The sequence below is a fragment of the Terriglobales bacterium genome (genome assembly GCA_035567895.1).
Classification (GTDB): Bacteria; Acidobacteriota; Terriglobia; order Terriglobales; family Acidobacteriaceae; genus Gp1-AA112.
Map to the genome: position 1 here is coordinate 20,414 of DATMPC010000074.1, position 19,974 is coordinate 40,387.

General features: G+C 56.7%; 18 protein-coding genes. 9 read left to right on the forward strand and 9 right to left on the reverse strand.

Annotation, left to right across the window (positions count from 1 at the left end):
• Positions 1–126: 126 nt before the first annotated feature.
• Positions 127–1,656 (reverse strand): BON domain-containing protein, encoded by a 1,530-nt coding sequence (locus VNX88_15440; GenBank protein ID HWY70063.1) that lies wholly within the window; start codon positions 1,654–1,656, stop codon positions 127–129.
• Between the two features lie 202 nt (positions 1,657–1,858).
• Here VNX88_15440 and VNX88_15445 point away from each other — a divergent pair, with 202 nt between their 5' ends.
• The 5 genes from VNX88_15445 (at position 1,859) to VNX88_15465 (ending at position 8,108) form a co-directional block, all read left to right on the forward strand.
• Positions 1,859–2,851, forward strand: coding sequence for a cation diffusion facilitator family transporter (locus VNX88_15445; GenBank protein HWY70064.1), 993 nt, complete (start codon positions 1,859–1,861; stop codon positions 2,849–2,851).
• 133 nt (positions 2,852–2,984) lie between these two features.
• The gene (locus VNX88_15450; protein ID HWY70065.1) at positions 2,985–4,325 is read left to right on the forward strand and encodes a glycosyltransferase family 39 protein; all 1,341 of its coding nucleotides are present in this window, start codon (positions 2,985–2,987) and stop codon (positions 4,323–4,325) included.
• A complete protein-coding gene (locus tag VNX88_15455; GenBank protein ID HWY70066.1) occupies positions 4,322–5,080 on the forward strand; it encodes a glycosyltransferase family 2 protein in 759 nt (252 codons plus the stop codon). Before VNX88_15450 ends, VNX88_15455 begins: the two co-directional genes overlap by 4 nt.
• Entirely contained in the window at positions 5,077–6,102 is a 1,026-nt protein-coding gene (locus VNX88_15460; GenBank protein ID HWY70067.1) for a Gfo/Idh/MocA family oxidoreductase, read from the forward strand. The genes VNX88_15455 and VNX88_15460 overlap by 4 nt, the downstream gene beginning before the upstream one ends.
• Before the next feature lie 182 nt (positions 6,103–6,284).
• On the forward strand, positions 6,285–8,108 hold the full coding sequence (locus VNX88_15465; protein ID HWY70068.1) for a SpoIIE family protein phosphatase: 1,824 nt from the start codon (positions 6,285–6,287) through the stop codon (positions 8,106–8,108).
• A 153-nt stretch (positions 8,109–8,261) separates the two neighbouring features.
• On the opposite strand, the gene VNX88_15470 is transcribed toward VNX88_15465, so the two are convergent.
• Together VNX88_15470 and bcp are read right to left on the reverse strand one after the other, a co-directional pair.
• The gene (locus VNX88_15470) at positions 8,262–9,041 is read right to left on the reverse strand and encodes a queuosine precursor transporter (GenBank protein HWY70069.1); all 780 of its coding nucleotides are present in this window, start codon (positions 9,039–9,041) and stop codon (positions 8,262–8,264) included.
• Positions 9,042–9,113: 72 nt separating this feature from the next.
• Positions 9,114–9,578, reverse strand: coding sequence for a thioredoxin-dependent thiol peroxidase (gene bcp / locus VNX88_15475; protein ID HWY70070.1), 465 nt, complete (start codon positions 9,576–9,578; stop codon positions 9,114–9,116).
• Between bcp and VNX88_15480 the strand changes: the two genes are divergently transcribed.
• The 4 genes from VNX88_15480 to bamD all read left to right on the forward strand — a co-directional run bounded on the left by VNX88_15480 (position 9,487) and on the right by bamD (position 14,887).
• Positions 9,487–10,788: a hypothetical protein gene (locus tag VNX88_15480; protein HWY70071.1), complete on the forward strand. Its 1,302-nt coding sequence runs from the start codon at positions 9,487–9,489 to the stop codon at positions 10,786–10,788. The two genes, bcp and VNX88_15480, sit on opposite strands and share 92 nt — an antisense overlap.
• Positions 10,789–11,164: 376 nt before the next feature.
• Positions 11,165–12,067 (forward strand): hypothetical protein, encoded by a 903-nt coding sequence (locus VNX88_15485; GenBank protein HWY70072.1) that lies wholly within the window; start codon positions 11,165–11,167, stop codon positions 12,065–12,067.
• 581 nt (positions 12,068–12,648) lie between these two features.
• The gene (gene rpe, locus VNX88_15490) at positions 12,649–13,344 is read left to right on the forward strand and encodes a ribulose-phosphate 3-epimerase (protein ID HWY70073.1); all 696 of its coding nucleotides are present in this window, start codon (positions 12,649–12,651) and stop codon (positions 13,342–13,344) included.
• A gap of 46 nt (positions 13,345–13,390) precedes the next feature.
• Positions 13,391–14,887 carry an outer membrane protein assembly factor BamD gene (gene bamD / locus VNX88_15495; protein ID HWY70074.1) on the forward strand — a complete coding sequence of 499 codons (1,497 nt, stop codon included), beginning with the start codon at positions 13,391–13,393 and terminating at the stop codon, positions 14,885–14,887.
• Positions 14,888–15,338: 451 nt separating this feature from the next.
• Here the strand turns inward: bamD and VNX88_15500 are convergent, their stop codons facing one another.
• The 6 genes from VNX88_15500 to VNX88_15525 all read right to left on the reverse strand — a co-directional run bounded on the left by VNX88_15500 (position 15,339) and on the right by VNX88_15525 (position 19,918).
• Positions 15,339–16,595: an RNA polymerase sigma factor gene (locus VNX88_15500; protein HWY70075.1), complete on the reverse strand. Its 1,257-nt coding sequence runs from the start codon at positions 16,593–16,595 to the stop codon at positions 15,339–15,341.
• A gap of 159 nt (positions 16,596–16,754) precedes the next feature.
• Positions 16,755–17,159, reverse strand: coding sequence for a YciI family protein (locus tag VNX88_15505; protein HWY70076.1), 405 nt, complete (start codon positions 17,157–17,159; stop codon positions 16,755–16,757).
• 195 nt (positions 17,160–17,354) lie between these two features.
• A complete protein-coding gene (locus tag VNX88_15510) occupies positions 17,355–17,654 on the reverse strand; it encodes a MoaD/ThiS family protein (protein HWY70077.1) in 300 nt (99 codons plus the stop codon).
• Positions 17,651–18,829: a hypothetical protein gene (locus VNX88_15515; protein HWY70078.1), complete on the reverse strand. Its 1,179-nt coding sequence runs from the start codon at positions 18,827–18,829 to the stop codon at positions 17,651–17,653. Before VNX88_15515 ends, VNX88_15510 begins: the two co-directional genes overlap by 4 nt.
• A 101-nt stretch (positions 18,830–18,930) precedes the next feature.
• Positions 18,931–19,368, reverse strand: coding sequence for a hypothetical protein (locus tag VNX88_15520; GenBank protein ID HWY70079.1), 438 nt, complete (start codon positions 19,366–19,368; stop codon positions 18,931–18,933).
• Positions 19,369–19,444: 76 nt separating this feature from the next.
• Positions 19,445–19,918 carry a VOC family protein gene (locus VNX88_15525; protein HWY70080.1) on the reverse strand — a complete coding sequence of 158 codons (474 nt, stop codon included), beginning with the start codon at positions 19,916–19,918 and terminating at the stop codon, positions 19,445–19,447.
• Positions 19,919–19,974: the final 56 nt, after the last annotated feature.

Sequence of the window (19,974 nt, forward strand, 5' to 3'; positions counted from 1 at the left end):
CTCATCTCGCGTTGTCCGGGTCGACGGGAAGCAATCAGCCTACCATGCGGCGTGGGACTTCGCATGCCTCAGAGGAAAAACAAAAGGCGGCCCGCAGGCCGCCTTGTCCTTAATGCGCACTGCAATTCAACGAGGATTCGTCGACGCATCCCCGCGCGGCTTGGCATCGTTCGAGTTTTGGTTTTGCTGATTGTTGTTGGGATTGTTGCTGTTCGGATTGTTCTGGTTGCTGGCTGGATTGGTACCCACGTTGTTTGAGCTTGGACTGCTGTTCGAGGCGCTGCCTTTGCCGCTTACTGTAATTCGGTCTCGAACACGCCGGTTCCCTGCAAATGAGCTGGCGATTCGCTGGGCAGTCTGCTTTTCCTTACCGGTTTGAACAGTCCCGCTCAACTCGATCGTGCTCTCGGTGATATTCACGTTTATGTTGTCGTTGTGCAGCGTCGGTTCATTCTGCAGTGCGTTCTGAATTTGATTTTGCAGAGTTGCTGTGTCGTTCACTCCAACTCCCGTAGTCGTCGTACCGGGCGCGCCTGCAGTACCGCCTGCATTTGCACTCACGCCAGCATTGGAGCCGATTGCCCCCGTGCTAGCGCCGGACAGAGCGGTGCTGGGCGCAGCCGCTGTTGCCGCTCCAGTGATGCCACCCGTCGTGCCTGGCGTGCTTGTAGTCGATTGCGCTGTAGAAGCGGAGTTCTGGCCAGCCATGTTGCCTTCGTTGGAGGCATTCGTTTGCGGAGCGCTCGATGGATTTTCGCCCACCCCCGAACTCGTGGAAGCAGTTGTCCCGGCAGCAGCCGATCCAGTTTGATTACTCGGCACTCCGGCTGCGCTGGCGCTCGCGCTTGGGGCGGAAGGGGTTGCTCCAGTAGTCGCGCTTGCGCTGGAAGTTGTAGAGGTTGAGCCGCTTTGTGTTGCGGTCATGCCGGCTGCCTCGCCAGCGGTGGAGCTTGGTGTCGTCGAGCTCGATGACGGCGTCGTGGCTGAGCTACCGGTAGCACTGGTTGTGCCAGGTGGTGGACTTGTCGGGGCCGTGGCGCTGGTATGTCCAGTGGTGCCGGTTGTGGCACTCGCGGAGCTCGGCGCGCTGGAATCGTTGGTGGACGTGCTTTGAGACGCACTGCCACTCACTTCCGGAGTTGTGCTCGGTGCCGTGCCCGCACTCGACGTGGAAGCCACACTGGGCGGCATTGCTGAGGCGCTGGATTCGCTCGAAGAGCTTGGTGGAGTGCTGGCGGTCGTTGGGTTGTTGTTACCACTGGCAGAGCCACCTGCGCTGGCGCTGACCGTCAGGTGTTCATCCACCTTCTTTATCCCGGCGATGGACTTCGCCATTTCCTTGGCCCGCTTCTTGTCTGCTTTGGATGCGACGGTGCCCGTCAGGATGGCGGTGCGGTTGGTGACCGACACTTGCACGTTGGCAAATGCGGGATCCTGGCTGAATTTCGATTGCAACTGCTGGGTTAGGTCACCGTCGTTTGATCCGCTCTTGGAAGTACTGGCGGTCATGTCATTTCCGCTAGCTGCCTGACTGGATGTAGCCGTGCTCTGGGAACCCGCTGTTGTCGCCGAGTTCGAAGTCGTGTCCTGCGCGAGCGTGAACGGCACAGTGGCGGTTGCCAACGCTAACGCTAGGAAAATACTTGTCTTCTTCATGGGGAAATCTCCTGGGTGCCTACACTCTGGGTCTGAGTACCTCTTCACCCCTACCCGGATGCTGTTGCGCCAGAGAGGGTTGGCAGAGTAAGGCGTTGGGGAATCGGGTGATCGGGCCATCGGGTGATCGGTTGAAGTGAAGACTGGCTAAGTTCGAGATTCCAGGGCATCCGCTGAGAGATGCTTAAGGTCGGAGAAAGCCTTGACGGAGCTGGTGCTACTTCACCCGATGGCCCGATCGCCCGATTCTCATTACACTATCCCCATGCACGCGCATGTTCACGGCTCGGCGAGAACCTCGAAGCTCCTGCGCGTTGCTCTGCTTCTTACCCTTGCATACATCGCCGTAACGGTCATTGCGGGAATCAAGGCCCACAGTCTGGCCCTGCTGTCGGAAGCGGGACATAACGTTTCTGATTTCCTTGCTTTGCTGCTCTCCTGGGTGGCGGTTTACCTGGGTACACGTCCACCTACAGCCACCAAAACATTTGGATACCAACGCGCTGGGGTTCTCGCTGCTTTTGTGAATGCGCTAACCCTGGTGGTGGTCGCGATCTACATCTTTGTTGAGGCCGCGCGCCGCATGGTGAGCCCTGTCGCTGTACACGCCCGCACCATGATGATCGTGGCCGCCGCCGGCGTGGTCATGAACGGAATCATCGCGCTCATGCTTCACGGCAGCAGCCATGATGTAAACGTCCGCAGCGCATTCATCCACATGTTGGGAGACACACTCTCCACTGCCGCCGTGATCGTCGGCGGCTGGGTGATTCTTTTCACCGGAAAGACGTGGGTTGACCCGGTGCTCTCGTTCGGAATCGGTGCTCTTATATTGTGGTCCTCGTTCGGCATTATTCGCGAGACGCTCAACATATTGCTGGAGGGCACTCCAAAGGGAGTGAGCATGGATCTTTTGGCCGATGCGATGAAGCAGGTGGATGGCGTGCGGGATGTGCACGATCTTCATGTCTGGAGCATTGGATCGGAGATGCACGCGCTCTCCTGCCACATTGCAATCGCCGACATCCCGCCCTCGGCGAGCGAAGCGATATTGCGCGACGTGAAAGAACGTTTAGCAATGCAATTTCGCATTCACCACACCACCATCCAGTTCGAGCACGAGAACTGCGAGACCGCCCATGGCTGCGTGATGCCGGTTGGAATGGAAGAAGCTCACCATCATCACGGGCGCTGAGCTATATTCGCTTTACTAACCCGCAAGGAAGAGTTCGATTTCTTATCTTCAACAGAACAGTCTGCGGCAGGTCTCGTCACCTCCTTCCGGTACGCGCTTTTTCTCTCATCCTCGCTGGCGGAATTGCGCAACCATGGTTTGGGTTGGGCTGATCGCCCGCGAAGTAGCGATTTTTGTTGGGCACACCTATCGCATCTCCAAACTCGAGGGAAGCTTCGGATTCGGTTGGGAGACGGGGCGCATCGCTCGCTCCATCGCGTTGGGTCAAGGCTTTAGTTCGCCATTCCACGACACGAGTGGACCAACCGCGTGGCTGGCCCCGATCTACCCATATCTACTGGCGGGCGTATTCAAGCTGTTCGGGGTTTACACCTCAGCGTCGGCAATTGCGATTCTCTCGATCAATTCCATCTTCTCGGCGCTCACGATAATCCCGGTTTTCTACATTGCGCGGCGAGCATTCGGGCCTCGCGCAGCATTATGGTCCGGATGGCTTGCAGCTTTGTTCCCGTATGCGTGGTACTGGGCGATCAAATGGGCATGGGAAACCAGTCTAGCCACACTGTTATTGGCATGTGTTTTCCTGTTATCACTGCGAATGGCGGGAATAGACTGGGCAGGTTTTGTGGCACAGCCGCCCTCGGCTGTGGCTCCGCCGAGGCTGACAAAAGCGAGGCTGTCTGAGTCGCGAGCAGAACACTCCCCACGAACGCGCCGCGCAGAATGGCTATGGTTCGGATTATTGTGGGGATTAATCGCATTAACCAATCCGTCGTTATTGTCTTGGCTACCGTTCTGCACTGTGTGGATTCTGATCGCGCAGTTGCGAGCTGAGCGCACAAGTAAGCCTGTATGGTCGGCTCTCGCAGCTGGTGCGGTATGTCTCGTTGTAATGAGCCCTTGGGTACTTAGGAACTATGTAGTTTTTCATCGCTTCATTCCCTTACGCAGTAACTTTGGGGCGGAGCTGCGGATGGGAAATGGAGACAACGCCGTCGGTCTGTGGCGCTTCTGGATGCATCCGAGCAGCAACGTGCTCGAGCGCAAAAAGTTCCAGGAAATGGGTGAGATTGCCTATGTCCAAATGAAGCACCGGGAAGCGATCAATTTCATTCGCTCACACCCATTGCTCTTCGCCAAACTCTGCATCAGGCGTGCGACTTATTTTTGGTATGGCACACCACGCGACACGGGATTTGAGGTTCTTACGCTGGGTAGAAATGTCGGGTTTCTCCTCTCGTCGATTCTGGCATTCGGTGGACTGTGGGCCATGTGGCGTCACCGGCATCCCGCCACTTTCTTGTTTGCGTCGTTGCTGTTTGCTGCCCCACTCATCTACTACGTTACTTTCCCTCACCCACGATATCGTGCTCCAATCGAACCGGAGATGCTGATCCTGATGGTGGGACTGTTTTTCTACGCGGAATCACGCGCAAAACATGCCGCGCCAGCCAAGAGTGACGAATCTTCATGAGACTAGTGCCCTTGCGACAATTTGCCATTGACCACGACAAGCCACTGCGACGTCTCTCGATTGTCCTTCCGGTGTACAACGAGAAGGCGACCGTCGCAACCACCATCAAGCGTGTGTTACAGGCGGCATCGCCCATGGAGCTTGAACTGGTAATCGTGGACGATTTCTCGCGCGACGGCACACGGGAGATTCTTCCCGAACTGGTACAGCGAATGCAGAACTCCTTCGGCGTGCAGATTCAACTCGTGATGCATGATCGCAACCAAGGTAAAGGCGCAGCCTTAAGAACAGGATTTAAGCATGCCACTGGTGACGTAATTTTGATCCAGGACGCGGACCTCGAGTACGATCCTCGAGATTATCCGCTCCTCTTGGAGCCGATTATGGAGGGCTATGCCGATGTTGTATTCGGAAACCGATTTCATGGCGGCTCCCATCGCGTGCTGTATTTCTGGCATTACATCAGCAATCAGGCCCTGACATTCTTGTGCAACATGCTGACAAACCTGAACCTCACCGACATGGAGGTAGGATACAAAGTCTTTCGTCGTGAGATTCTCGATTCAGTTCAGTTTCGTAGCAACCGTTTTGGCTTCGAGCCTGAGTTCACCATCAAAGTCGCACGGCTGGGCTGCCGTATCTACGAAGTTCCCATCAGATACCACGGCCGGACTTATGAGGAAGGCAAGAAGATTACCTGGCGCGACGGAGTGGCCGCGGTGTGGCATATCCTGAAGTTCCGTTTCTTTGAATGAGTGCGGCCACAAACATTCGCGTTGCCGTTGTCGGTTGCGGCGCCTTCGGCCGCAATCATGCTCGAGTGTATCGGCAGCTTCAGCAAGACGGCGCCGGCGTCGAATTCGTTGCAGTCGTGGACAGCGACCCCCAGCGCGCCAAGAGCCTCGCAGCCGAGTTTGGCACGCAGTTCCTAGGTTCAATCGGTGATCTGCGAGGCAAAATCGATGCCGCTTCGGTCGCGGTGCCAACCGTCCATCACCTCAGCACCGCACGCGAAATCATTGAGAGCGGTGCCGACGTGCTTATCGAGAAGCCACTCGCCTCAACTCTCGCGGAAGCCGACGAACTGGTCGCCGTGGCTTCGCGCACAGGCCGAGTCGCACAGGTAGGTCATCTGGAGCGTTTTAATCCCGCCGTTATAGCGACGTTGCCCTTAGTAACTCGACCAATGTTTTTCGAAGTTCACCGGCTGAGCGTCTTCACTCCGCGCTCGCTGGACGTTGACGTCGTGATGGACCTGATGATCCACGATCTCGACGTGGTACTGTCACTCGTAAAGTCGCCGGTTCGAGAGGTCCATGCCGTTGGGCTGCCTGTGATCAGCCACAAAGTGGACATCGCGAACGTGCGCATCGAGTTCGAGACAGGCTGCGTGGCAAACTTCACCGCGAGTCGCGTGAGCACAGAGCCAGTCCGCAAGCTGCGGTTTTTTCAGCCGCACGAATACATTTCTATCGACTACGCGCGCCAGGACGTGATCAGCATTCGTGTTGATGAACGCGCCGCCGCCGCACTACTGCGAGGAGAAGCGCCTCCAGCTAAGGTTGGACCCGCTCCAGGCATCGCCATTAACAAGCCGAAAGTAGAAGCAAAGGAGCCACTGCGGACTGAGATCGAAGCATTTCTTGCTTCGGTGCGCAGCCGTCGTCCTCCGGGGGTTTCACTCGAGGATGGCCGCGCAGCCCTGGCCTTGGCTCTCCAGATTAACGAAGCGATTCTCAAACATCATCGTAGGGCAGGTCTCAGCCAGATTACCTAGAACTCCGCTTGCACATCCGGGCAAAGCGTTGCAATCCCGAGGACACGCATTTGCAACGTACGAGTCCAAGGGGTTGTTCGGATTTACAAAGTTCCAAAGCCCGCATATAGTTGGTGGGCAAAATCGGACATTTTGCTATTTTCCTGGGCGCCTTCAGGTGCGCCAAAGGTGCGGTAACGCGCGTGGAATCCTCTGCCGTGGCGACTGAAAAGGCCAAATTAGAGCGTCAGGACGTTCTCGATTCTCTGGCCGGAGTCGTCGCATCGTTCTCAACCTATCCAAACGACGAAATTCTTCAACGGATTCCAGAGTTTCTGGTCTCGGAGTTTCAAGGCGAGCGCGCCGAATTGTGGCTCTGGGACGAGACCTCGAATTCTTCCTATCTGGTCCATTCCGCCGGGAAGCCGGCTGAGCGACGGCTCGACTCCGTTCCTTCCGGGGAAGGTGCGCTAGGCAAAGTGGCTGAGAGCCGCAAATCGATCGAGAACATTTCTCTCTCCTCCTTCAGCGCTGAGGATCAAGAATTCGCGCGCAAGAATCACTTTAAGTACATCTCCTGCTACCCCCTGCTCTCCGGGGGCAAGACTTTGCTGGGTACGCTTGCCGTTTATACCGAGACAAGCGCGTCTCCGACTTTACTCTCGCTCTGGCGGACGTATTCGGAGATGTGCAACATCAAAGTCCCCGACGTATTCGCGGCGCAGCAACAGCAAAAGCGGATCACGCAACTCTCACTGCTATTTGAAGCGACGCGCTTGCTCAACTCCACGCTTGATCTCGCCGAACTGCTCGAGCTGATTCTCAAGATCGCGCGCCAGGAGGTGAAGGCCGATCGTGGCAGCGTGTTCCTGGTTGACGCCAAGCAGAAGGAGCTGTGGTCGATTGTGGCCTTCGGCCTCGATCATCAGGAAATTCGCATGCCCTGGGGAAAGGGGATTGCGGGGCATGTCGCCGAGACGGCAGAGACTGTGAACGTCGAAGACGCATACCAGCATCCGTTCTTCGAGTCGAGTTTTGACCACCGTTTTCAGTACCGCACTCGTTCGCTTCTTGGCATGCCGATCCGGCACTACACGGGTGAAGTTGTTGGCGTCATCCAGCTCCTTAACAAAACTACCGGCAACCGTTTCACCGAAGAAGACGAGGATTTTCTCTCCAAGCTCTCCGGCCACATGGCCATGGCGCTGGAGAACGCACGCTTGCACCGCGAGTCGCTGGAAAAACAGCGCATGGAAAAAGAGTTGGCGCTGGCCCGCGGCATTCAACGCAGCCTTCTACCCGACCAGCCTCCGGTGATTCCCGGCTTTGAATTAGCGGTCGCGAACGAACCATGCTTTGAGTGCGGCGGAGATTATTACGACTTCCTTCACCTCGGTCCTCAATCGCTGTTGCTGGTAGTTGCCGATGTCGAGGGCAAGGGCGTTTCGTCGGCTCTGGTGATGTCGAACCTGCAAGCGACGCTGCGCGCGCTGGTGATGCACCTCCATTCCCTTGAGGTGCTGGCGCTGTCGTTGAACGAGATGATCTACAACGACACGAAATCGGAAAAGTATCTGAGCTGCTTCCTCGGCCTGGTGGACACGCGCCGCAATGGGTTGCACTACATCAACGCCGGCCACGTTCCTCCCATCCTTGTGGATGGAGCTACAGGAACCTACTCCCTGCTGGAAGAAGGCGGCACTGTAATCGGGCTGTTTCCAAAAACGGACTATACACGTGGTGTGGCACAGCTAAAGGCCGGTGACATTCTCGTCTGCTGTACCGACGGTATTCTGGAAGCGTGCGATGAGCACGATGAGGAGTTTGGTTCCGAAAAGCTGGCAGCGGCCGTACTAAAACATGGCGACAAGACTGCACAAGGAATCATCGAGGCCGTGCTCGCAGAGGTGAATCAATGGTGTCACGGCATCCAGGCCGACGATAAGGTTTTGATGGTCATGAAAGTTAACAGCGATGGGACCATCACGCGTAGCGACAGCAATCTTCCCAAACCGGAACTGACGTAGGGGCTAGTTTTTTATTCAAAGCCGGCACGCCGGGCGACGGCGTGCCCGGATGCTCCAGTAGTGCATCGGCCCAACCTTTGCGATCTCATACTGAAAGTGCCGCTTTGCGTGATCTCTCAATAGCGAAGAACGGGCGACCCTGTGCAACTCTCATCATTTCCCAGCGACGGCAGCTTCTTGAGAGGTCGCTGAAATCATTGCAACATCCGTTTCGCCCGGCTTTTCCTTCCCAAAGGGGCTGAAGTTCGTGTGAGTGTCGTACACATCCACACCCTCACTGCGCTTCAGGAAATTCACAACCAAGTACGTGAGCGGCGTAGCCAGCACTTCATACAATACCTTGCCCAAGTATCCCGACCCAATCAGGATCAGAATCGACTTTGCACTTACTGTGCCGGCGAACGCGAGAAACATAACGATCGTCGTGTCTACGGCCTGACCCACAACAGTAGATCCAACCGTTCGCGTCCAGAGCCAACGCCCCTCCGTCAGCAGCTTCATCCGTGCCAACGTGTAAGAGTTGGCGAACTCACCGCACCAGAATGCAACCAGGCTGGCTGCCACCATGCGCGGCACAAAGTTGAATACAACCTCGAACGCGTGCTGATTCGGCCAATCCGGCGCCGGAGGTATGTGAACTGTCACGAAGCCCATGAGGGCCATCAGACCTGAGGCAAAGAAGCCAATCCAGATCGCACGCCGCGAACCGGAGTAGCCGTAGACCTCAGTGAAAACGTCGCCGAAAATGTAGGTGATGGGGAAGAGAAGTTGCGCGCCTGAAATCCGAAAAGGTCCGATGGCACAAATCTTCGATCCAACCAGATTCGAGATCAGTAGCACCACCACGAAGATGTGCACCAGAATGTCGTAATGACGAAAGTTGCGAAGACTCTGATGCTTGTGCGTGAGGCGCTGGAGAAGAGCCTGAGACATAGGAGAATTATCACGATTGTACTGGTAGGGACATCCGCCGCGGCGGACGTCCTACCATGCTGCATGTAACACCTATGACTTCTGTTCCTTGATTGCCGCTAGCACTTCTTCAGCGTGACCCTCGGGTTTGACCTTGGGAAATATCTTTGCCACTCGGCCCTGCTTATCAATCAGAAACGACGTGCGTTCGATTCCGATCGACGTCCTGCCGTACATGTTTTTTTCTTTGAGCACTCCGAAGGCTTCGCAGAGCTTTTTCTCTTCATCGCCCAACATCGAGTAAGGGAGGCTATATTTGTCTTTGAACTTCTTCAGAGCTTTAGGTGAGTCTTTGGATATGCCCAGCACGACCGCGCCGGCACGTTGCAGCTTCTCGAATTGATCGCGAAAGCCGCAGGCCTCGATGGTTCAGCCCGGGGTATCGGCTTTCGGAAAAAAGAAGAGAATGACCGGTCTTCCGCGAAAATCCTTCAGACTCACCGGATCGCCATTCTCGTTAGGGACACTGATGTCGGGTACCTTGTCGCCAATTTCCATGCAGAATTTTTCCTCGAAAAGTTTTCTCGCTCATTTATATCGCAACCGTCGGACCGCCGTTGTTCGCGCACTGTTTCTTCTAGTCGCGGTCTGCGTTGGTTTATTTCCCGCCGAGGCTCAACGCAAGAAGAACAGCGGGCCTCGCGCTCTGGGCGTCGTTACCTGGAATGGCGACAGCGCGATCCCTGAGCCTGGCACCTCGGTATTGACTCCGGTTGCCATTCTTGTCGAGGGACGCTTCTACGATGCGGAACTTTATCAGGCTCAGCCGGAGCCGCTCGCGGTGGATGGCGGGGTGATTTACGACGTTTTCAAGAACGGTGATCCAATCGGTACGTTCAATGTCGGTGGCTCGCGGCAAGACAAGGGAATCTGGTACGGCCTTGGGCGATTCGAGGCCAAAAAGGAGAAGTCGGCGGAACCTGCCAAGACAGCCTCGGCTACGCCCGCGGCTTCCGCGCCGTCGGAGGATGATCGTCCTCGGCTGCGTCGCGGACCTGCCCCTCCACCACCACCGAAGCAGCAGACGGACGAAGTTCTAAACAATATCGATCGCGATCCGGAGAGGCCGACGCTGAGACGTCAAACGGCAGAGGAGAGAAAAGCGAAAGTGGCAGCGGCGACGCCCACGAAAGAATTCGTTCCGCCGGCAATGCATATGGCAGTGGCCATCTCCGATGCCGGAGGTCCTGAGGCTCGGCCATTCACTTTTCGCGCGAAGCCAGGGGAAACGGACAAGTTACGCGCAGAGATGGAAAAGCTGGCGAGAACCGAGCTGGATAAGCTGCGGAAAGTTCCCAAGCCACCCGCGACCCAAGGTGTGGCCGGAAAGAAGCAACGATTCCACGGTCCAACTTCATTCCCGGCGCTAGAGTTACAGAATCCAAGCTTCGGCGTCTTTGATGTCAACGGCAACAATGCTCCAATTCTGGTTTATTCAGCAGCAGCCCTGGTCGACGGACTGAAGAGGTACATCACCGTCGCGGCGTGGGAAGAAATCGATGAGAGTTTGCGCAAAGCCTTCACGCAGATAACGGACGATCATCATCTCGATGTCTATCCCCGTCTCGAGATCATCGATGCGGTCGATGCTCGGGGAAACAGCCGTGGGGAACTTCTATTTCGGGCTTTTGGTGATCAGGGAAATCACTTCGCTCTGTATCATCCCGCACCGGACAGCCTGGAACCGCTCTTCGACAGTTCCAAGTGAATGCGACCATCTCAGTACCTGACCGTCCCGAGCTCTCGACGAGCTATCCCGGCGTTCCCGACGCGCGCCATTCCATCCGTCTAACGCTCACACTCTGTGCGACCACTCTGCCTACTCCTCTTAGCTGGCGCTATTTCCGTTGCAGCCTCAGATGAGGATGCCTCCATGTTTCGCGGCCGTCCTGGGCTGAACTGAGAGGACGCAGGCTTCCACAATAATGCGGTGGGAACGATTCGGACGTGCAAGTGTACTCTTGTCACGAATGCACAAGACACTCGCTGCGCTGAAGATCGGATTACTCTTTTCCCTCTGTGTCGTTTGTTTCATTCCAGCCGTTGCCCAGCATTCCTCTTTTGAACCTGGAGCGCGCAGCATCATGGATGCTCACAATTGCTATCCCTACTTCGAGTGGTGGACAGACCGGATCGATCGTGCGCTCTCCACCGGGATGCCGCTCGCCATCGAGCAGGATCCATTCTGGTATACCGATCGGCGCAGCGGACGTTCGTGGTCGGTTGTTGCCCATGGAGCTCCGGTCACGGGCCAGGAGCCAGCGCTAGAACAGTATTTCTTCGAGCGCATTCGCCCAGTCATCGAAGCCGCACTACGCAGCGGCAACCGAGCCGATTGGCCTTTGATCACCTTGAATCTCGACTTCAAGACCGAGGAGCCGGAGCACTTGGCCGCAGTTTGGGCTTTGCTGAACAAATATCGCGACTGGCTTACGACTGCGGTAAAGAGTGGTGACGAACGAGAAGTTCAAGCCCTTGATGTAAGACCGCTACTAGTGCTCACAGGCGAATCTGACAAACAGGCAAAGGTGTTCTATAACGATGTGCCCGTACGTCAGCGATTGCTCGTGTTTGGTGCGGTGCACACAAATACGACGAATCCGATGGCCGCTCCCGACGTGCTGGAGCCGGAACAGGCATCGAATTATCGCCGTTGGTGGAACAACAGTTGGGCGGTTGTGGAGCAAGGAGGGCAAACGCAGGCGGGCGACTGGACAAAGGAGGATGAACTACGGTTGCGCAGTCTGGTTGAACATGCCCACGCAAACGGGTTGTGGATTCGCTTCTACACGCTCGATGGCGCAACCAAGGACGAATTGAGCTGCCACGGCTGGTTCCGCAGTTACAACTTCGGGTCCCTTTCGGCTGCACAACAACGTTGGCGGGCCGCGCAGACTACAGGGGTGGATTTCATCGCCAGCGATCAGTACGAACTTCTGGCCAACTCTTTGAAGTACGGAACAAACGCCACCAAGCGCCCAAAGTAGCTGAAAATAAGATTGCGCGGTGGCAATGAATATCCGTAAGAGAAGCGAATCACCCTGCTTCCATTGCGCATCTCTATATTCTGGACGAACGAAATGCCGCCCGATGCTCACTTTCTGCGTACTACGAATCGCACCAATTCCGGGATCATTGATTCAGTCTGCGTTTTCTGCCACACATTTGTGGGGGCCTCCCCTCGCCGAGAGTTACTGCGACTGATGGAAGACGCTCACGCCTGCGAAGAGATCACAAGGCACAGGTCGGGCGAATCGACGCGTTCAGACAAAAAGTTGCTGTCTGGCAAGAAAAAGGACCGCCGCAAGCGGAACAGTGTTTAGGGAGCTTTGTGCGTTCGCGGCTTAACAGCCTGCTGAAAAAATAGTCAAAATGAGCTTCCAATTAGCTCTGACAATGCTGTGGCTCCGCAAGCATTCTTCCGCGCGTAAGCCGCTTGGCCTCGAAGGTTGTTATAGGGCCGACGCCCTAGCCCGCTCGATATAACCTCAGCAAGTGGAATTTCCCCGGTTTTCACGCCTCTCTTGTTAAAATCGTGAGAGTCTCCTGACATCGGGAAGCGCGTATTCTGGTCGAACTCGCACCTTCGATTCTTTCTGCGGATTTTGCCCACCTGGCCGATAACGTCTTGGCCTCGATCAAGGGTGGCGCAACCATCGTTCATCTTGATGTAATGGATGGGCATTTTGTGCCGAACATCACCATCGGTCCGCCGATTGTGAAGTGGCTGCGGCCGGTGACCGATGCCGTCTTTGATGTGCACCTGATGATCGAGAATGCCGATCGCTTTATTCCAGATTTTGCCGAAGCTGGGGCTAACTGGATCTCTGTGCATCAGGAGGCATGTGTCCACTTAAACCGGACACTGGAATTGATCCGCCATCATGGTTGCAAGCCGGGTGTCGTCATTAACCCGGCAACTCCAGTGGAAATGCTGTCTGAAGTGCTCGACATGGTGAATGTTGTCCTTGTGATGTCGGTAAATCCCGGATTCGGTGGACAAAAGTTCATCCCCGGCGCGTTGCACAAGATTGCACGACTCGCCAAGATTCGCCGGGAGCGCGGTTTGAATTTTCGCATTGAAGTCGACGGCGGCGTAGGTCTAGACACCGTCGCTGATGTTGTGAGGGCTGGCGCGGAACTGTTGGTTGCCGGTAGCGCCGTTTTTAACGGGCACGATATCGCAGCGAATGCGCGGAACCTGTTGAGGGCAGCACAAGCTGCGGTGCCGGAAAAGAAACAACCTGAGGTCGTGAGGGCCTAAGCAGGCTTCGGAGCTTTGCAGCTCCGAGACCTAAACAAGGATTTCCATGATTTATCGCTTCACAAAACTCGTCGTCGCTCTGAGCATCGCGCTGATGGTGGCTGGCTGCCATCACAACAAGGTCGCCAATCCAATCGCCAATGTGGATTCCAAGCAGCCGGACAAAGTTTTGTTCGACCGCGCCATGGAGGCGATGAAAAAGGGTAAGTACGACGTCGCCCGCATTACCCTGCAGACTCTGATCAACACCTATCCCGATTCGGAATTTATCGCGCGAGCCAAGCTGGCAGTCGGCGATTCGTGGTACGCCGAGGGAACAACCGCTGCGTATCAGCAGGCGGAAGTCGAGTACAAGGATTTTCAAACCTTCTTTCCCAATCTGCCTGAGGCCGCTGAGGCGCAGCTGAAAGTCGCCAACATGCACTACAAGCAGATGGAGAAACCGGATCGCGATTACACGCACGCCATGCGCGCCGAAGACGAGTACCGCGCGATGATCCAGCAGTACCCCGATCACAAGCTGATTCCAGAAGCTAAGCAGCGCTTGCGTGAAGTTCAGGAAGTGCTTGCGGAGCGTCAGTACCGCATTGGACGCTTTTATTATCTGCGCGAGTCATATCCGGCGGCAGTTGCGCGCTTGAAGAGTCTTGCCGATACCTATCCGCTGTACAGCCAGGCAGATGACGTCCTCATGATGCTGGGCCGCTCTTATGAAGCCGAAGCGGGACTGCTGAGAACTAGCAAGCTGGACGAACAACGCAAAGTGAAGATGATCAAGCAATATGACGGGGATGCCGGCAAGGTATACGCACGGATTATCGAGCGTTACCCAACCAGCGACCACGCCGGGGACGCACAGGCGCGCTTGAAGGACTTGGGACTGCCTGTGCCCACTCCCACTCCCGAAGCCATTGCACAATACAAAGCCGAAGAGCAGAGCCGTTCTGAAATGGGACGTTTCGGCAAGATGATGTCGACCTTCCACAAGGCGCCAGACAATCTTGCGCGTGCTGCCAAAGTGGGAGAGCCACCGCTTGTCGATCCCGCGCCGACCAACGCACCGCAACTTATTCGTGAAGCCCAGAATATGGCCCTGGGGGTTCCCGATGGTGGCGGTGGAACAGTCAGCGTCGAAAAGACTACGAATCCCGATGCGAGGAAGAGCGATCCGATTCCTCGTTCCGAGGCTGCTCCAAACTCAAGTCCTGAGTCGGCTGCGCCGCCAACGCCTGCCGCGGCATCGAGCAACGCAGCTGGATCCGATACGGGAATTGGCGAACTCACTCCAAACGCCGCACCCGCAGCGCAGAGTGGAAATGCGCCGAGTGCAGCAAGTGCTGGCGGAACTGCCTCTGCAGCTTCGGATGCTTCCAGTGGCACTGGCAGCGCTCCTCCGGCGGCGCCTGCTCAGGTAAACGAAATTGAGAAAGGATCCTCAACCGACGCTGCTAATGCCTCGTCAGCCAATTCGACAAACGACCAGGGCAGCTCTTCCAGCAAGAAGAAAAAGAAGACAGGCCTGAAGAAGATTGTGCCGTTTTGAGAGTTGTGGTTCCTGCGCTTGCTATCGAACGGAGTAGCTGAGGTCTGCGGTGACGCAAGCGCCAAGCGCCAGTGTCGGTCGCTCCTTTCTGAAGACCTCCAACACGGCTTGACATGGGGCGGAGTTACCGTCACAAATCCATTTAGGGAACCAACGAACCCTCTGCTCAGAGATCTGCTGGGAGCAAATTGTTGTCCCTGCCCTTCGCGAGCATGCTCCGTGAATTCTCTGTCATCCTGAGCCCTGTTTTGGGCGAAGGATCTCCCGCGATGTCTCGGATCGCGACGCTCTCTTCCGGCATTTCGGCCAGGGAATCTCGTGAAAGAGCCTCGACGACGCGATTAAGTCAGATGCATTCCGGGAGATCCTTCGCCCAAACAGGGCTCAGGATGACAGAGTCCTCGCGTGTTTGGTTTGCTGAAGGCGAAGGCAATTGTCCCAGGACAACAAGTCAAGCTCCGCACGCAGCGGCGCGATCGAGCAGCAGCTTCCGTTCGCGCGCGTTGCGCGTGAGTGACGCAGCGCGCTCGAACTCCGTGCGCGCTTCATCGAGGCGCCCCAGCTTTTTCAGCAAATCGCCGCGGACGCTCGGCAAGAGGTGATAAGCCTTCATTGAAGGTTCCGACGTGAGTCTGTCCACTAGTTCCAACCCTGCTGCTGGACCAGACGCAAATGAGAGCGCAACGGCGCGGTTCAGTTCCACAACGGGAGAAGGCGTGAGCTGCGCAAGGCGGGCGTACAGTGCGGCGATGCGCGGCCAGTCCGTCTCCTGATTAGTATGGGCACGTGCATGACACGCTGCGATAGCAGCCTGCAATGCGTACGGCCCACCTCCGCCGAGCTTCTCGGCCCGGTCCAGCGCTGCGAGACCACGGCGGATGAGAAGCTGATCCCAGCGTCCGCGATCCTGATCGAGCAGCAGGACCGGTTCTCCTGAAGGCCCGACTCGCGCGTGGGCGCGCGATGCCTGGATCTCCATCAGCGCAACCAGGCCATGCACTTCCGGCTCGTTGGGAGCGAGCTCAGCCAGAATGCGCCCCAGTCGCAGTGCATCGTCGCAGAGCGCAGGCCGCATCCAGTCGCCTCCGGCGGTTGCCGAGTAGCCCTCGTTAAAGACGAGATAGATAACTTCGAGAACGGACGACAAACGTGAAGCGAGCTCCGCTCCGCGCGGCATTTCAAATGGGACGCGCGCCTCAGCAAGGGTTCGTTTGGCGCGCACGATTCGCTGCGCAACCGTTGGTTCCGGAACCAGGAATGCGCGTGCTATCTCGTCCGTCGTCAGTCCGCCGAGCAGGCGCAGCGTGAGCGCGGCACGCGCTTCCTTGGAGAGCACTGGATGGCAGGAGATGAAGATGAGCCGCAGCAGATCGTCGCCAACATTGTCGTCGAGGGCGGCATTGAGATCGGGCACGGCCATCTCTTGCGCCTCGAGTTCGCGGCCAAGCTCTTCGTGCTTGCGCTCCAGCCGCTTATTCCTGCGGAAGAAGTCAATTGCGCGATGCTTGGCCGCAGCCATAAGCCAGGCGCCGGGATTCTCGGGAATACCCGATTCGGGCCACCGCTCGAGCGCGGCGACGAGGGCATCGTGCGCAAGATCTTCGGCAATGCCGACGTCGCGCACGATTCGCGTGAGCCCTGCGATGAGCCGGCCGGACTCGATCTTCCAAACTGCGTCGATGGCGCGATGGGTGTCCGTAGCCGTCACAGCTACCCATCACACCATCTTCGGCAGCGAAGGCGCAAGTCGCAATCTCAGGTAGAGACGCAGCACGCTGCGTCTCCATCATGAAGCAGAGGCAAGCCTCGCTTCCCGCATATTCCCGAGGGCATGGCAGAGACGCAGCATGCTGCGTCTCTACTGGTCTTAGCTCGCCAGTGCCGGTTCCTTCTTCGTTGCCGTGGCATCAGTCGCCAAACCTGGGCAGCCCTGATCGGCCTCAAAGATCTGGCGAATTTCGCACTCACCTTCGCCGGCCACTTGAAGGAAGTCCTTAGTCAACTTGATCGCCTCTTCCTTCGAACTCGCATTCAGTATTGCGAAGCCGGCGACCACTTCCTTCGCTTCGGTGAAGGGACCGTCGGTAATGGTGAATTTGTCCTGTGAGAGTCGTACCCGAGATCCTAATGCGGTCGGCAAACATCCTTCGGTTGCGACCAGGAAGCCAGTCTTAAAGCCATCTTCGACGAGCCTTCCCATCCTGGCCATCTCCTCCGGCGATGGAGGCGCATTCCTCTCGACTGTCTTATAGATTGATAGAAATCGCGGCATGTCACTTCTCCTTGTTGACTTGATTTTCGAATTCGAGCTGGATTTCCGAGCACTCTCGCCGGTTCTTCCTGCCCTCATTTACACAGCGAACGCCGGCATTGAAAATCGACACGTTCGAAAATTTTTTTTGCTCCATCACCCTTGTAGAGACGCAGCATGCTGCGTCTCTACCATGCAGCCGGTTAGCGCCGCACCCTAGCCACCCGCAATCGCGCCGATGATCAGGAAGGGTTCCTTCCCAGATGTGACCGCATCGGGCAAGGGTGTGTCCGGGGATTGATGCGACAAATCCTCCTCACAAGCAAAGAAGCGCAAGAATGCCCGGCGCTGTTGCGTGTCGTGATCACGAATCGTGCCACGCAGCGCCGGATACTTGGCTTCAAGTGCGTCGAGCACCGAGCGCAGCGTAACTGGAGCTGGGACGTCGAGCTGGACTTCGCGACCTACCTGCGCCAGCGTTCGCAGATGTTGGGGAAGTTCGACTCGAATGTTCACGACAGCGTCTGAACTTCCACTGAGAGCACGGCCGGAAGATCTCGAACAATCGGAGCCCAGCTGTCGCCCGCGTCGGCTGATGCGTAAACCTGCCCTCCGGACGTGCCGAAATAAATGCCGCATTTATCGAGCGAATCCACCGCCATTGCGTCGCGCAACACGTTTACGTAGCAGTCCTTTTGCGGCAGTCCTTTTGTGAGTGCCTCCCATTCATTGCCGCCACTGCGGCTGCGGTAGACACGCAGCTTTCCCTCGGGCACAAAGTGCTCGGAGTCGCTCTTGATCGGCACGACATAGATCGTGTCGGGCTCGTGCGCGTGAACGTCGATCGCGAAACCAAAGTCAGTGGGCACGTTGCCGCTCACCTCTTTCCAGGAGTCGCCAGCGTCATCGCTACGCATGATGTCCCAATGCTTCTGCATAAACAGCACGTTCGGACGCTTCGGGTTCATGGCGATGTGGTGAACGCAGTGGCCGATCTCAGCATTCGGATCGGGAATGTACTGGGAATGGAGCCCGCGGTTGATCGGCTTCCAGGTCTTGCCACCATCGTCCGTGCGAAAGGCTCCGGCGGCCGAGATGGCAATAAAAATCCGCTTGGGATTGCTGGGATCAAGAATGACTGTGTGCAGACACATGCCGCCGGCTCCCGGCTGCCAGTTTGGACCAGTTCCATGTCCACGCAAGCCAGAGAGTTCCTTCCATGTCGTTCCGCCGTCGCTTGAGCTGAACAGGGCAGCGTCTTCGACGCCAGCGTACACCGTGTCTGGATCGGTGAGCGAAGGCTCAAGATGCCACACACGCTTGAACTCCCACGGATGCTGCGTGCCGTCGTACCACTGGTGAGTGGTGAGGGGCTTGCCGGTTTCGGGAGAGGTGTCGTAGGCAAACTTGTTGCTCTGGCCTCTGGGACTCCCATCTGGCGCCGGGGCTGGCGCGCCGCCGGGTATCTCCCAAGTCTTCCCACCATCGCTCGAGCGCTGGATGATCTGTCCAAACCATCCGCTCGTCTGCGACGCGTAAATCCGATTAGGATCTGCGGGCGATCCCTTCAGGTGATACATCTCCCAACCCGCAAAGTGGGGGCCACTTACATCCCACTTTTCACGCTTTCCGTCCGACGTCAGAATGAACGCGCCTTTGCGCGTACCAACCAGAACCCGCACCTTACTCATTCCTTGCTCCTTTTCGAAAACGTAATGTCGCTGCACATTTCAGTGATACGACGGACGAGCATGAATGTTCACGACATCTGCGCTGAAAATTTCTGTGGATGTTACGTCTGCATCGTGCGCAGCTTCCCGCCGAGCCAGGCGGAGGGCATCGCCAGCACGATGAGCGCGACAGGATACCAGTGTGGACCGAAAGCCGGTCCTTTGTTCCACGTCACGACAGCACCCATGGTGCTCACCACGAGGGCGATAGCGCCGGCCAGCAGTGCATGTGCCATGGGCCGTTCGGGAGCGAGTCGCGCGGTGATGTAGGTCGCCAGAACCAGGTAGATCGTGCGATAGATAGTCGCAAGCAGCAAAGGCTTGTCGGCCGTGGGCTGTCCGAAGTCCGGAAAGACCCCAATTGCATGCAGGACCATATCTGTCCCGAGCGAGAGAACCACACCCACGACAAATCCTACTAGCAGCGCGACTGCGCTCCGCCCAATGTTCTGGGGGCGCTCATTCGCGTCTGCCATTTGTGCTGCCGATTGAGCTGGCATTCAGAGCTCCTTCTCGAAGTTCACAATGTAACTCTTCTACAACTTCTAGGGAGAGGCACTGGCTTCCGCCGTGGCCCTAACGTTGCTCGTACGCCTGCTTCAGACCCTGGATGTCGATCTTGTCCATTCCCATCATTGCTTTCATTACCCGTTGCGATTTGGCGGGATCCTTGTCCAGCAACATCCGACCCAAAGCATTGGGAATAATCTGCCACGAGAGACCGTACTTGTCCTTAAGCCAGCCGCATCTTTCCTTCTTGCCTCCAGCAGAAAGCTTTTCCCACAACTCGTCTACCTCCTGCTGAGTCTCGCATTTCACGAAGAATGAGACCGCCGGAGAGAAGGTGAAATGTGGACCACCGTTCAGCGCCATGAACTCTTGTCCGTTGAGCTCAAATGTCGCGGACATTACTGTTCCTTTTGGCCCCGGGCCTCCATCTCCGTAACGGGACATGTTCACAACTCTGGAATTCTTGAAGAGCGAAACGTAAAAGTTTACTGCCTCTTCAGCGTTGCCATCGAACCACAAGAATGGAGTAATTTTTTGCATGAAGTGTTCCTTTCCACTAGCCCGCAACGGAATGAATGCGCGCAATCGCGCGCTCA

What these genes read in the sequence shown, in the direction of transcription:
- VNX88_15440 (HWY70063.1), bottom strand. Translation starts at nt 1,656, where the DNA reads ATGAAGAAGACAAGTATTTTCCTAGCGTTAGCGTTGGCAACCGCCACT.
- VNX88_15450 (HWY70065.1), top strand. Translation starts at nt 2,985, where the DNA reads ATGGTTTGGGTTGGGCTGATCGCCCGCGAAGTAGCGATTTTTGTTGGG.
- VNX88_15455 (HWY70066.1), top strand. Translation starts at nt 4,322, where the DNA reads ATGAGACTAGTGCCCTTGCGACAATTTGCCATTGACCACGACAAGCCA.
- VNX88_15460 (HWY70067.1), top strand. Translation starts at nt 5,077, where the DNA reads ATGAGTGCGGCCACAAACATTCGCGTTGCCGTTGTCGGTTGCGGCGCC.
- VNX88_15470 (HWY70069.1), bottom strand. Translation starts at nt 9,041, where the DNA reads ATGTCTCAGGCTCTTCTCCAGCGCCTCACGCACAAGCATCAGAGTCTT.
- VNX88_15480 (HWY70071.1), top strand. Translation starts at nt 9,487, where the DNA reads ATGACCGGTCTTCCGCGAAAATCCTTCAGACTCACCGGATCGCCATTC.
- VNX88_15485 (HWY70072.1), top strand. Translation starts at nt 11,165, where the DNA reads ATGGATGCTCACAATTGCTATCCCTACTTCGAGTGGTGGACAGACCGG.
- bamD (HWY70074.1), top strand. Translation starts at nt 13,391, where the DNA reads ATGATTTATCGCTTCACAAAACTCGTCGTCGCTCTGAGCATCGCGCTG.
- VNX88_15505 (HWY70076.1), bottom strand. Translation starts at nt 17,159, where the DNA reads ATGCCGCGATTTCTATCAATCTATAAGACAGTCGAGAGGAATGCGCCT.
- VNX88_15515 (HWY70078.1), bottom strand. Translation starts at nt 18,829, where the DNA reads ATGAGTAAGGTGCGGGTTCTGGTTGGTACGCGCAAAGGCGCGTTCATT.
- VNX88_15520 (HWY70079.1), bottom strand. Translation starts at nt 19,368, where the DNA reads ATGCCAGCTCAATCGGCAGCACAAATGGCAGACGCGAATGAGCGCCCC.
- VNX88_15525 (HWY70080.1), bottom strand. Translation starts at nt 19,918, where the DNA reads ATGCAAAAAATTACTCCATTCTTGTGGTTCGATGGCAACGCTGAAGAG.